Genomic DNA, 12,025 nt, shown 5'->3' on the forward strand with positions numbered 1-12,025 from the left:
CATCAACTCCCCCGGAGGAGACGCAGGATGCGTTTCAGACACAGAGCCGTCGCAGGGCTCACCACCCTGCTGCTTCCGCTCGCCGCCCTCGTCGGGCTCGCGAGCCCCGCCTCGGCGGCCACCACCGCCACCGCCACGTACACCAAGACCCAGGACTGGGGTACCGGCTTCGAAGGCAAGTGGACCGTCAAGAACACCGGGACCACGGCCATCAGCTCCTGGACCATCGAGTGGGACTTCCCCTCCGGTACGTCCGTCACCTCGGCCTGGGACGCCGACGTCACCAATTCCGGCACCCACTGGACCGCCAAGAACAAGTCCTACAACGGCACCCTCGCCGCGGGCGCCTCCGTCTCCTTCGGCTTCAACGGTGCCGGATCGGGATCGCCCTCCAACTGCACGCTGAACGGCGGCAGTTGTGACGGCGGCACCACCGTCCCTGGCGACAACGCGCCCTCCGCGCCCGGCACACCGACCGCGTCCTCCATCACCGACACCTCGGTGAAGCTCTCCTGGACGGCCGCCACCGACGACAAGGGCATCAAGAACTACGACGTCCTGCGCGACGGCGCCAAGGTCGCGACGGTGACGACGACCTCGTACTCGGACACCGGTCTGACCGCCGGCACCGACTACTCGTACACCGTCCAGGCCCGCGACACCGCCGACCAGACCGGCCCGGCGAGCGGTGCGGTCGCCGTGCACACCACGGGCGGCGGCACCACTCCCCCGCCCACCGGGAACGCCGTCAAGCTCGGCTACTTCACCGAGTGGGGCATCTACGGCCGCAACTACAACGTCAAGAACCTGGTGACGTCCGGCTCCGCGTCGAAGATCACGCACATCAACTACGCCTTCGGCAACGTCACCGGCGGCAAGTGCGCGATCGGCGACTCCTACGCCGACTACGACAAGGCGTTCACCGCCGACCAGTCGGTCAGCGGCGTCGCCGACACCTGGGACCAGCCGCTGCGCGGCAACTTCAACCAGCTGCGCCAGCTGAAGGCCAAGTACCCGAACATCAAGGTCCTCTGGTCCTTCGGCGGCTGGACCTGGTCCGGCGGCTTCGGCGAAGCCGCCGCCAACCCGGCCGCCTTCGCGCAGTCCTGCTACGACCTGGTCGAGGACCCGCGCTGGGCGGACGTGTTCGACGGCATCGACATCGACTGGGAGTACCCGAACGCCTGCGGTCTGAGCTGTGACACCAGTGGTGCCGCGGCCTACAAGAACCTGATGTCCGCGCTGCGTTCGAAGTTCGGCAGCGGCAACCTGGTCACCTCGGCCGTCACCGCCGACGGCTCCTCCGGCGGCAAGATCGACGCCGCGGACTACGCGGGCGCGGCCCAGTACGTCGACTGGTACAACGTGATGACGTACGACTTCTTCGGCGCCTGGGCGGCCCAGGGCCCGACGGCCCCGCACTCCCCGCTCACCTCGTACAGCGGCATCCCGACGGCCGGCTTCACCACGGCCGACGCGATCGCCAAGTACAAGGCGAAGGGCGTGCCCGCGAGCAAACTGCTGATCGGCATCGGCTTCTACGGACGCGGCTGGACCGGCGTCACACAGGACGCGCCGGGCGGCACGGCGACCGGCCCCGCGGCGGGCACGTACGAGCAGGGCATCGAGGACTACAAGGTCCTCAAGACGTCCTGCCCCGCCACCGGCACGATCGCCGGTACGGCCTACGCGCACTGCGGCAGCAACTGGTGGAGCTACGACACCCCGGCCACCATCGGTACCAAGATGACCTGGGCCAAGAACCAGGGCCTGGGTGGCGCGTTCTTCTGGGAGTTCAGCGGTGACACCAGCAACGGCGAGCTGGTGAGCGCCATCAACAGCGGTCTCTCGTAAGCGGGTTACCCGACCGCGAGTTGCGCGACCTACGAGTTAAGCGACATTGACGCGCTGACCGGGCGGGGCTGCTTCCAGCCACGCGAGGAATCCGGTCAGCGCGTCTTCGCTCATCGCCAGTTCGAGCCGTGTCCCGCGATGGACACAGGTGAGGATGATCGCGTCGGAGAGCAGCGCCAGCTCCTCCTCGCCCTCGGGGGCCCGACGGCCCGCCACCTCGATCGCCGAGCGCTCCAGGACGCGGCGCGGGCGGGGGGCGTAGGAGAAGACGCGGTACCACTCGATGCGGTCGCCGTTGTAGCGGGCGACCCCATAGCTCCAGCCCTTGCCGCTGGGGTCACTCTTCTCGGGGACGTCCCAGCGCAGGCTGCAGTCGAACGTGCCGCCTGAGCGCTGGATCAGCCGGCGGCGGAGGCCGAAGACGAACAGCCCCACCACCACGAGCGCCACTACCAACCCGCACACAGTCAGAGCGAGGACCATCGACACCGACCTCCTCGTCTCCTAGGTAAAGCAGGTAATGAAACGGAAAAAAGTACCCGCATCGCCTCAGCCGCGGCCAGGTCTGGTTTTATCCAGTCCCGGCCGCGGCTGAGTCACGTCATTCCGTGCGCGCTGGGGTCAGCGCGTCGCCACCGCACGCAGTCGGACGTCCGCGCGGCGCTCGGCGGTGGCGTCGCCCTCCGCCTTCGCGCGCTCGAGCTCCCGCTCCGTGCGCTGGACGTCGATCTCGTCCGACAGCTCGGCGATCTCGGCCAGCAGCGACAGCTTGTTGTCGGCGAACGAGATGAAACCGCCGTGCACCGCAGCGACGACCGTTCCACCATCACTCGTACGGATGGTCACCGGGCCCGACTCCAGCACACCGAGCAGCGGCTGGTGACCGGGCATGACGCCGATGTCGCCGGACGTGGTACGCGCGACGACCAGGGTGGCCTCGCCGGACCAGACACTACGGTCCGCGGCGACGAGCTCGACGTGCAGCTCAGCAGCCAAGGTGGGCTCCTCGGGTCACCACCCGGCGTTGCTGCCGGGTGTTGGGTCAAAGTCTAGTAGGCGTACGAAGGGGGGCGGGACGCACCCCGCGAGGTGACACCCCGCCCCTCTTCATGAACACGAGGTTCAGGAGACGCCGAGCTCCTTGGCGTTGGCCTTGAGGTCCTCGAGGCCACCGCACATGAAGAACGCCTGCTCCGGGAAGTGGTCGTACTCGCCGTCGCAGATCGCGTTGAAGGCCGCGATCGACTCGTCCAGCGGAACGTCCGAACCGTCGACGCCGGTGAACTGCTTGGCGGCGTGGGTGTTCTGGGACAGGAAGCGCTCCACGCGACGGGCACGGTGGACGACGAGCTTGTCCTCCTCGCCGAGCTCGTCGATACCGAGGATCGCGATGATGTCCTGGAGGTCCTTGTACTTCTGCAGGATCGTCTTGACGCGCATGGCGGCGTCGTAGTGGTCCTGCGCGATGTAACGCGGGTCCAGGATGCGGGACGTGGAGTCCAGCGGGTCCACGGCCGGGTAGATGCCCTTCTCGGAGATCGGACGGGAGAGAACCGTCGTCGCGTCGAGGTGGGCGAAGGTGGTGGCCGGGGCCGGGTCGGTCAGGTCGTCCGCGGGAACGTAGATCGCCTGCATCGAGGTGATCGAGTGACCACGCGTGGAGGTGATGCGCTCCTGCAGCTGACCCATCTCGTCGGCCAGGTTCGGCTGGTAACCCACCGCGGACGGCATACGGCCGAGCAGGGTGGACACCTCGGAACCGGCCTGGGTGAAGCGGAAGATGTTGTCGATGAAGAACAGCACGTCCTGCTTCTGCACATCGCGGAAGTACTCCGCCATGGTCAGACCGGCCAGGGCGACACGCAGACGGGTGCCCGGGGGCTCGTCCATCTGACCGAAGACCAGGGCGGTCTTGTCCAGAACGCCGGACTCTTCCATCTCCGCGATGAGGTCGTTGCCCTCACGGGTGCGCTCACCGACACCCGCGAAGACGGAGACGCCCTCGTGGAGGTTGGCGACACGCATGATCATTTCCTGGATCAGCACGGTCTTGCCGACACCGGCACCACCGAACAGACCGATCTTGCCGCCCTTGACGTACGGGGTGAGAAGGTCGACGACCTTCAGGCCGGTCTCGAACATCTCGGTCTTGGACTCGAGCTGGTCGAACGCCGGGGCCTTGCGGTGGATGGACCAGCGCTCGCCCTCGTAGGTCTCGTCGACGTTCAGCACCTCACCGAGGGTGTTGAACACCTTGCCCTTGGTGAAGTCGCCGACCGGGACACTGATGCCCGAGCCGGTGTCGGTCACCGTGGCCTGGCGGACCAGACCGTCGGTGGGCTGCATCGAGATGGTGCGGACCAGGCCGTCACCCAGGTGCTGGGCGACCTCCAGGGTCAGCATCTTCTTCTCGCCGGCGTTGGCCGGGTCGGCCACCTCGACGTGCAGGGCGTTGTAGATCTCCGGCATCGCGTCGACGGGGAATTCCACGTCGACGACCGGGCCGATGACCCGGGCGACGCGGCCCGTGGCAACGGCCGTCTCAACTGTCGTCGTCATTACCTGTCACTCCCCGCGGTCGCGTCGGCCAGGGCTGCGGAGCCACCGACGATCTCGCTGATTTCCTGGGTGATTTCGGCCTGTCGGGCCGCGTTGGCAAGTCGGGAGAGGCTGGTGATCAGGTCTCCCGCGTTGTCGGTGGCCGACTTCATCGCACGGCGCGTGGCGGCGTGCTTGGAGGCGGCCGACTGGAGCAGCGCGTTGTAGATACGGCTCTCGACGTAGCGCGGCAGCAGGGCGTCGAGGACGTCCTCCGCCGACGGCTCGAAGTCGTACAGCGGAAGGATCTCGCCCTTGGGCGCGACCTCTTCCGCCACCTCTTCGAGGCGAAGCGGCAGCAGGCGGCCGTCGACCGCCGTCTGCGTCATCATCGAGACGAACTCGGTGTAGACGATGTGGAGTTCGTCCACGCCGCCGTCCGCCGTCTCCTTCTCGATGGCCTCGATCAGCGGAACGGCGACCTTCTTCGCGTCCGCGTAGGTCGGCTCGTCGGTGAAGCCCGACCACGACTCCGTGACCTTGCGCTCACGGAAGTTGTAGTGGGCCAGACCGCGGCGGCCGACGATGTAGACGTCGACCTCCTTGCCCTCCGCCTCGAGACGCGCGGTCAGCTGCTCCGCGGCCTTGATGGCGTTGGAGTTGAAGGCGCCGGCCAGTCCGCGGTCGCTCGTGAGGAGCAGCACCGCGGAGCGGGTCGCCGTCTCCGCCTCCGTGGTCAGCGGGTGCTTGGTGTTCGAGCCGGTACCGACCGCCGTGACCGCGCGGATGAGCTCGGTCGCGTACGGCGTGGAGGCCACCACCTTGCGCTGCGCCTTGACGACGCGCGAGGCGGCGATCATCTCCATCGCCTTGGTGATCTTCTTGGTCGCGGTGACGGATTTGATGCGACGCTTGTAGACCCGGAGCTGCGCTCCCATGAGTCAGGTCCCTTCCGTCGTCACTTACCGGCGGCGGCCGGAGCGTCCTCGCCGAGAAGCTTCCCGTCCGAGGTCTCGAACTGCTTCTTGAAGTCCGCGATGGCGTCGGCGATGGCCTGCAGCGTGTCGTCCGACATCTTGGCGCCCTCCTTGATGGAGGTCATGAGGCCCTGCTCCTTGCGGTGCAGGTACTCCAGGAGCTCCTTCTCGAAGCGGCGGATGTCCTTGACCGGTACGTCATCCATCTTGCCGGTGGTACCGGCCCACACGGAGACGACCTGGTCCTCGGTCGGCATCGGCTGGTACTGCGGCTGCTTGAGCAGCTCGACCATGCGCTGACCGCGCTCCAGCTGGGCCTTCGACGCGGCGTCCAGGTCGGAACCGAAGGCGGCGAACGCCTCCAGCTCACGGAACTGGGCGAGGTCCACGCGGAGACGGCCGGAGACCTGGCGCATCGCCTTGTGCTGGGCCGAGCCACCGACTCGGGAGACCGAGATACCGACGTTCAGGGCCGGACGCTGGCCGGCGTTGAACAGGTCGGACTCCAGGAAGCACTGGCCGTCGGTGATGGAGATGACGTTGGTCGGGATGAACGCCGACACGTCGTTCGCCTTGGTCTCGACGATCGGCAGACCCGTCATCGAACCGGCGCCCATGTCGTCGGAGAGCTTCGCGCAGCGCTCCAGCAGACGGGAGTGCAGGTAGAAGACGTCACCCGGGTAGGCCTCGCGGCCCGGCGGGCGGCGCAGCAGCAGGGACACGGCGCGGTAGGCGTCGGCCTGCTTCGAGAGGTCGTCGAAGATGATGAGGACGTGCTTGCCGTCGTACATCCACTGCTGGCCGATGGCCGAACCGGTGTACGGCGCCAGGTACTTGAAGCCGGCCGGGTCGGACGCCGGGGCGGCGACGATGGTCGTGTACTCGAGCGCGCCGGCCTCTTCCAGGGCACCGCGCACGGAGGCGATGGTGGAACCCTTCTGACCGATGGCGACGTAGATGCAGCGGACCTGCTTCTTCGGGTCGCCGGTGCGCCAGTTGTCGCGCTGGTTGATGATCGTGTCGACGGCCAGGGCAGTCTTGCCGGTCTGACGGTCACCGATGATCAGCTGACGCTGGCCACGGCCGATCGGGGTCATCGCGTCGACGGCCTTGTAGCCGGTCTCCATCGGCTCGTGCACCGACTTACGGACCATGACGCCCGGTGCCTGCAGCTCGAGGGCGCGGCGGCCGGTGGTCTCGATCTCGCCGAGGCCGTCGATCGGGTTGCCGAGCGGGTCGACAACGCGGCCGAGGTAGCCCTCGCCGACGGCGACGGACAGAACCTCACCGGTGCGCTGCACCGGCTGGCCCTCCTCGATGCCGCTGAACTCGCCGAGGACGATGGCGCCGATCTCGCGCTCTTCCAGGTTGAGCGCGAGGCCGAGGGTGCCGTCCTCGAACTTCAGCAGTTCGTTGGCCATGGCCGAGGGCAGGCCCTCGACCTTCGCGATGCCGTCGCCGGCAAGGGTGACCGTACCGACCTCCTCGCGCGAGGCCGCGTCCGGCTTGTACGACTGGACAAAGTTCTCCAGCGCGTCCCGGATCTCCTCCGGCCGGATCGTGAGCTCCGCCATCTGGGTTCCCTGCTCTCCTTGTTGGGCCCGAAGTTTCACTTTGGGGGTCTGGGGGCGACCCCCAGGAATCCTCTGCACGGCCCAACGAGGGCCGTAAGTACGTACTGCGTATTGAGTTGCTGCTAGCCGGCCATGCGGCGGCTGGCGTCCTCAAGCCGGTCCGCGACGGAACCGTTGATGACCTCGTCGCCGACCTGCACCCGGATCCCGCCGAGGACCTCGGGGTCCACGTCGAGGTTGAGGTGCATCTGACGGCCGTAGAGCTTCGCCAGAGCGGCACCGAGGCGCTGCTTCTGTCCGTCGCTCAGCGCGACCGCCGTAGTGACCACGGCGACCATGCGGTTGCGGCGCTCGGCGGCGAGCTTGGACAGGGACTCGAGTCCCGCCTCCAGGCTACGTCCACGCGGCGCGGTCACAAGGCGCGTCACCAGACGCTCGGTCGTCACATTGGCCCGGCCGCCGAGCAGGCTGTGCAGCAGCTCGCTCTTGGCCGCCTTGCCGGCGGCGCGGTCGGTCAGCGCGGAGCGCAGCTCGGTGCTCGAAGAGACGATCCGGCCGAACCGGAACAGCTCGTCCTCGACATCGTCGAGCGTGCCCGCCCGCTGCGCCGCCGTGAGGTCGGCGGTGGCGGCCAGCTCCTCGATGGAGTCCACCAGGTCGCGCGAGCGCGACCAGCGGGAGCGCACCATGCCGGCCACCAGGTCGGCGGTCGTACCGCTGACCTGACCGCCGAACAGGCGCTGGGCCAGTTCGGCCTTGGCCTCGCCGGGCTGCGCCGGGTCGGTGAGGACCCGACGCAGGGACACCTCGCGGTCGAGCAGCGCGGTGACGGCGGCCAGCTCGTCGGCGAGCTGCGCCGCGTCCACGGACGTCGAGTCCGTCAGCGCGTCGAGACGCTCACGTGCGGCTGCCAGGGCCTCGCGGCTCGCTCCGTTCATCGCGCGGCCTCGGCCTTCTCCTCAAGGTCCTCGAGGAAGCGGTCGATGACGCGGCTCTGCCGGGCGTGGTCCTCGAGGGACTCGCCGACGAGCTTGCCGGCCAGGTCGGTGGCCAGGTGGCCGACGTCCTGACGCAGCGCCTGAGCGGCGGCCTTGCGGTCGGCCTCGATCTGCGTGTGACCGGCGGCGATGATCTCCTCACGCTGCCGCTGGCCTTCCGCGCGCATCTCGGCGATGAGCGTGGCGCCCTGCTCCTGCGCTTCCTGGCGCAGGCGCGCGGCCTCGTGCCGGGCCTCGGCGAGCTGAGCCTTGTACTGCTCAAGAACGCTCTGGGCCTCGGTCTGAGCGGCCTCGGCCTTTTCGATACCGCCCTCGATGGCCTCGCGACGCTGCTCCAGAACCTTGTTGATGTTCGGGAGGAGCTTCTTGGCGAGGAAGCCGAAGACGATGACGAAGGCGATCAGGCCGATGACGAGCTCGGGGATCGGCGGGACGAGAGGGTTCTCCTTCTCGGCCGCCAGAATGAGCAAGTGGCTCATGTCAGTGCCTTTCGTCTAGTGGGCTGTCGCTGATCGGTCGATCAGGTGCCGTAGACGAACGGCATGACCAGGCCGATGAGGGCGAGCGCCTCACAGAAGGCGAAGCCGAGGATCTGGTTGGCGCGGATCAGACCGGCGGCCTCAGGCTGGCGGGCGAGCGCCTGGGTGCCGTTACCGAAGATGATGCCGACGCCGACGCCAGGACCGATGGCGGCGAGGCCGTAGCCGATGGAGCCGAGGGAGCCGGAGACGGCGGCGAGGGTCTCAGTGGCAGCCATGCTGATTCTTCCTTCTCTGTACGGACCGGCGGGGGTTGGCCACCGGACGCTTAGGGGGTTTTACAGGGGGGTGGCTCAGTGATGCTCGGCGAGCGCGCCCTGGATGAAAGTGCAGGTCAAGAGCACGAAGACGTACGCCTGCAGGGCCTGGATGAACAGCTCGAAGGCCGTCATGACGATCACCATGATGAACGAGACGCCCGCGTAGGCGATCCCGAGGCCGTTGAGCAGGTACCAGCTGGCGATCGTGAAGAGCAGCAGCAGCGTGTGGCCCGCGAACATGTTCGCGAAAAGTCGCACCGCGTGCGTGAAGGGCCGGACGATCAGGTTCGAGAGGAGCTCGATGAACATGGCCAGCGGGAGAACCGGGCCCAGCGACTTGTCGTAGCCGGTGAAGTTCTTGAAGGCGCCGACGAATCCGTGCCGCTTGAACGTCAGCGAGACCCAGGTGATGTAGACGATCACCGCGAGAACGATGGGGTACGCGATGATCGACGTCACCGGGAACTGGGCGACCGGAATGATCGACCAGAGGTTCATCATCCAGATGAAGAAGAACAGCGAGACGACCAGCGGTACGTACTTCTCGCCTTCCTTCTTGCCGATGGTCTCGTAGACGACACCGCGGCGGATGAAGTCGTAGCCCGACTCGGCGACCATCTGCAGCTTGCCGGGAACGACCTTCGGCTTGCGGAAGGCGGCCCAGAAGAAGCCGACGACGATGACCGAGCCGATCAGCGCCAGCAGCATCGGCTTGTTGAAGTACACGTTGCTGTCGCCGTCCCCGAGGAGGGGCTTGAACAGGAACGAGTGCAGGCCGGGAGCCGGGAAGCCACAGCCGTCGAAGATGTGGCAATCGGTCTCGAAGGCGAGCACCTGCGTCGGGTCAGCACTCACCGCGGGCTCCTTCAGCGTGGCGCATAGGTACGGCAACCTCGTTGTGTCGGCGCGGCGCGCAGCCGCGGTTCGGCACTGGACTGGTGTTACGGATGTGGGGGCGGCTGTGGGGCATCAAGCCTCGCGATTGAGCAGGCGTCAGCTCAGATGCCCGCGCCCGCGATGCCGCAGTTGGCACCGGACGATAGCAGGATCTCTTTCGCGCCTTTATCCCGGCCCTACCCCTCACGACGAGTGCCCCGTCTTTTCGGGCTTGTCGCCCTTCGAGGAGTCGGGTTCGACGTAAAGGATCTTGGCCTTCATCTGGGCACGCGCCTGCGCACCGATCCACGCGAGCGTGGTGGCGACGAGCGAGATCGCGAAGGCCTTGGGGTTGAACAGCGACGTGTTCTTGAACGCGGCAACGAAGATGAACAGCAGAAGAATCTGTGCCGTGTAGAGCATGAGGCCCATCGCCTGGAACAGGTGCGGAAGCGATTTGGCGGTGCGCTGCAGAACGTAGAGCCCGATACCCATGAAGAGAATCACGACCACCGTCGCGACGATCGCCCCGATGGCTCCCTTGCCGCCCGCGACCACACCACTGACGACGGCGGCAATCGCGCCGACGGCAGCTGTGGGCACAGCGGCCTGAAGGAGAATCCGAGCGTCATTGGACGGCATGGCGGCAACTCCGCTTGCTAAGGGGGGCGTGTCGTCATGGACGAGCGTAGTCCCGGGCTGAGAGAGAACCTCACGCCAAGGGACCGTCGCACTACGGTCCTTCGGCTGCGTCCCGGGTTCTCGTGAACCGTATCACAAACTATTTGATGCGGTCTTTACCTAGAAGGTGTGCTTGCTGTCACACATGAGAGTGACGCTGCGCGTCTGTGCACCCCGTGGGCCAAGTTGTCTGGTATTAGTGCGCTTTGCACTCCCACGACTTGGCAACGCGTTAGTCAGATTCTTACCTTGCGTCAGCGCGACGATCCGGCTTTGCGCCGATCCAGGAAGCGCGAACGGGGGCCAATTGCCGTCGCTCCGTTGACTCCTGAGACACCGGCCGCGACCGGGGTGCGGTGCTCGCGGGCCTCCTCCGGCTCCTCGGTCTCCGCCGTCCCGTGTGTGACGGACGGCTCGGCCTCGGCCGCGGAGGCGGCCCTGCGGCGGCGGTAGCGCGGCGGCACCAGGTGCTCGGCCCAGCGCGGGGCGCGCGGCGTGAAGCGCGGCAGCAGGAGCAGGACCAGGCCGACGGCGCTGAGCGCCGCGATACCGAGCACGATCCACATGGACGCCGAGTTGACCGAGAAGGCCAGGGCACCGAAGGCGATCAGCGCGGACCAGAAGTACATGATCAGCACGGCGCGGCTGTGCGAGTGGCCGACCTCCAGCAGACGGTGGTGCAGATGTCCGCGGTCGGCGGCGAACGGGGACTGTCCGCGCCAGGTGCGCCGCACGATGGCCAGCACCAGGTCGGCGGCCGGCACCGCGATGATCGTCAGCGGCAGCAGCAGGGGGATGTAGACGGGCACCATCTGGTGCACGGTGTTGCGCTCCGAACCGGAGAACAGGTTCATCGCGTCGGGGTCGACCTGTCCGGTGATGGAGATCGCACCGGCGGCCAGCACCAGACCGATGAGCATCGAGCCGGAGTCGCCCATGAAGATCCGCGCCGGGTGCATGTTGTGCGGCAGGAAGCCCAGGCACATGCCCATGAGGATCGCCGCGAACAGCGTCGCCGGGGCGGCGGCCTCGATGCCGTAGCTGTACCAGATGCGGTACGCGTACAGGAACGACGCGGCGGAGGCGATGCACACCATGCCGGCGGCGAGGCCGTCGAGGCCGTCGACGAAGTTCACCGCGTTGATGCTGATCACGACGAGCGCGACGGTGAGCAGGGTGCCCTGCCACTGGGTCAGCGCGACCAGACCGACGCCGGGGATCGGCAGCCACAGGATCGTCAGGCCCTGCATGACCATGACGCCCGCGGCGATCATCTGGCCGCCCAGCTTGATCAGCGCGTCGATCTCGAACTTGTCGTCCAGGACACCGATCAGCCAGATCAGCGCCGCCCCGGAGAGCAGCGCGCGCGGCTCGTTCGAATTCGAGAACACCGCGTTGAGGTTCTTCAGGTGGTCGGCGACCAGCAGGCCCGCGCACAGCCCGAAGAACATCGCGATGCCGCCGAGCCGTGGAGTGGGTTCCCGGTGCACATCGCGCGCACGGATTTCCGGCATGGCTCCGGCCACGATCGCGAACTTCCGTACCGGCCCTGTCAGCAGATACGTCACCGCGGCCGTGATGCAGAGCGTCAGCAGGTATTCACGCACGGGCTTCCCCACAGGTCTCGCTGGCCATCTCAGCCCCACACCCTATCGATGCGCGCATATGGTTGGGGACTTCCGGGTAGCGACGATGGTTGCACGAGTGGCTGTGTACAAGTGCGCGCCT

The 12,025-nt window shown here is 67.2% G+C and carries 12 protein-coding genes; 1 reads left to right on the forward strand and 11 read right to left on the reverse strand.

Annotated elements, in window-relative coordinates; genetic code table 11:
* The first annotated feature begins 27 nt into the window (after positions 1–27).
* On the forward strand, positions 28–1,854 hold the full coding sequence (locus ACZ4RZ_RS00340) for a glycosyl hydrolase family 18 protein (protein WP_467740568.1): 1,827 nt from the start codon (positions 28–30) through the stop codon (positions 1,852–1,854).
* 36 nt (positions 1,855–1,890) lie between these two features.
* Here the strand turns inward: ACZ4RZ_RS00340 and ACZ4RZ_RS00345 are convergent, their stop codons facing one another.
* The 11 genes from ACZ4RZ_RS00345 to ACZ4RZ_RS00395 all read right to left on the reverse strand — a co-directional run bounded on the left by ACZ4RZ_RS00345 (position 1,891) and on the right by ACZ4RZ_RS00395 (position 11,904).
* Positions 1,891–2,337, reverse strand: a complete 447-nt coding sequence (locus ACZ4RZ_RS00345; protein WP_467740570.1) for a DUF2550 domain-containing protein — start codon at positions 2,335–2,337, stop codon at positions 1,891–1,893.
* Positions 2,338–2,475: 138 nt separating this feature from the next.
* The gene (locus ACZ4RZ_RS00350; protein WP_467740572.1) at positions 2,476–2,850 is read right to left on the reverse strand and encodes a F0F1 ATP synthase subunit epsilon; all 375 of its coding nucleotides are present in this window, start codon (positions 2,848–2,850) and stop codon (positions 2,476–2,478) included.
* A 126-nt stretch (positions 2,851–2,976) separates the two neighbouring features.
* Complete coding sequence (atpD, locus tag ACZ4RZ_RS00355; RefSeq protein WP_467740574.1) at positions 2,977–4,413, reverse strand: F0F1 ATP synthase subunit beta; 1,437 nt, start codon at positions 4,411–4,413, stop codon at positions 2,977–2,979.
* On the reverse strand, positions 4,413–5,330 hold the full coding sequence (locus ACZ4RZ_RS00360) for a F0F1 ATP synthase subunit gamma (protein ID WP_399081573.1): 918 nt from the start codon (positions 5,328–5,330) through the stop codon (positions 4,413–4,415). The genes atpD and ACZ4RZ_RS00360 overlap by 1 nt, the downstream gene beginning before the upstream one ends.
* Positions 5,331–5,350: 20 nt before the next feature.
* A complete protein-coding gene (gene atpA / locus ACZ4RZ_RS00365) occupies positions 5,351–6,943 on the reverse strand; it encodes a F0F1 ATP synthase subunit alpha (protein WP_467740576.1) in 1,593 nt (530 codons plus the stop codon).
* 122 nt (positions 6,944–7,065) lie between these two features.
* Entirely contained in the window at positions 7,066–7,881 is an 816-nt protein-coding gene (locus ACZ4RZ_RS00370) for a F0F1 ATP synthase subunit delta (RefSeq protein WP_467740578.1), read from the reverse strand.
* Entirely contained in the window at positions 7,878–8,420 is a 543-nt protein-coding gene (locus ACZ4RZ_RS00375) for a F0F1 ATP synthase subunit B (protein ID WP_467740580.1), read from the reverse strand. The genes ACZ4RZ_RS00370 and ACZ4RZ_RS00375 overlap by 4 nt, the downstream gene beginning before the upstream one ends.
* A gap of 41 nt (positions 8,421–8,461) precedes the next feature.
* Positions 8,462–8,698: an ATP synthase subunit c family protein gene (locus ACZ4RZ_RS00380; RefSeq protein WP_043683105.1), complete on the reverse strand. Its 237-nt coding sequence runs from the start codon at positions 8,696–8,698 to the stop codon at positions 8,462–8,464.
* A gap of 75 nt (positions 8,699–8,773) precedes the next feature.
* Positions 8,774–9,595, reverse strand: a complete 822-nt coding sequence (atpB, locus tag ACZ4RZ_RS00385; protein WP_467740582.1) for a F0F1 ATP synthase subunit A — start codon at positions 9,593–9,595, stop codon at positions 8,774–8,776.
* Positions 9,596–9,820: 225 nt separating this feature from the next.
* On the reverse strand, positions 9,821–10,258 hold the full coding sequence (locus ACZ4RZ_RS00390) for a hypothetical protein (RefSeq protein WP_467740584.1): 438 nt from the start codon (positions 10,256–10,258) through the stop codon (positions 9,821–9,823).
* A gap of 293 nt (positions 10,259–10,551) precedes the next feature.
* Positions 10,552–11,904, reverse strand: a complete 1,353-nt coding sequence (locus tag ACZ4RZ_RS00395; protein WP_467740586.1) for an MraY family glycosyltransferase — start codon at positions 11,902–11,904, stop codon at positions 10,552–10,554.
* Positions 11,905–12,025: the final 121 nt, after the last annotated feature.

This window comes from Streptomyces sp. NPDC027189 (assembly GCF_055566975.1).

What these genes read in the sequence shown, in the direction of transcription:
- ACZ4RZ_RS00360 (WP_399081573.1), bottom strand. Translation starts at nt 5,330, where the DNA reads ATGGGAGCGCAGCTCCGGGTCTACAAGCGTCGCATCAAATCCGTCACC.
- ACZ4RZ_RS00390 (WP_467740584.1), bottom strand. Translation starts at nt 10,258, where the DNA reads ATGCCGTCCAATGACGCTCGGATTCTCCTTCAGGCCGCTGTGCCCACA.
- atpD (WP_467740574.1), bottom strand. Translation starts at nt 4,413, where the DNA reads ATGACGACGACAGTTGAGACGGCCGTTGCCACGGGCCGCGTCGCCCGG.
- ACZ4RZ_RS00340 (WP_467740568.1), top strand. Translation starts at nt 28, where the DNA reads ATGCGTTTCAGACACAGAGCCGTCGCAGGGCTCACCACCCTGCTGCTT.
- atpA (WP_467740576.1), bottom strand. Translation starts at nt 6,943, where the DNA reads ATGGCGGAGCTCACGATCCGGCCGGAGGAGATCCGGGACGCGCTGGAG.
- ACZ4RZ_RS00345 (WP_467740570.1), bottom strand. Translation starts at nt 2,337, where the DNA reads ATGGTCCTCGCTCTGACTGTGTGCGGGTTGGTAGTGGCGCTCGTGGTG.
- ACZ4RZ_RS00375 (WP_467740580.1), bottom strand. Translation starts at nt 8,420, where the DNA reads ATGAGCCACTTGCTCATTCTGGCGGCCGAGAAGGAGAACCCTCTCGTC.
- ACZ4RZ_RS00370 (WP_467740578.1), bottom strand. Translation starts at nt 7,881, where the DNA reads ATGAACGGAGCGAGCCGCGAGGCCCTGGCAGCCGCACGTGAGCGTCTC.
- ACZ4RZ_RS00380 (WP_043683105.1), bottom strand. Translation starts at nt 8,698, where the DNA reads ATGGCTGCCACTGAGACCCTCGCCGCCGTCTCCGGCTCCCTCGGCTCC.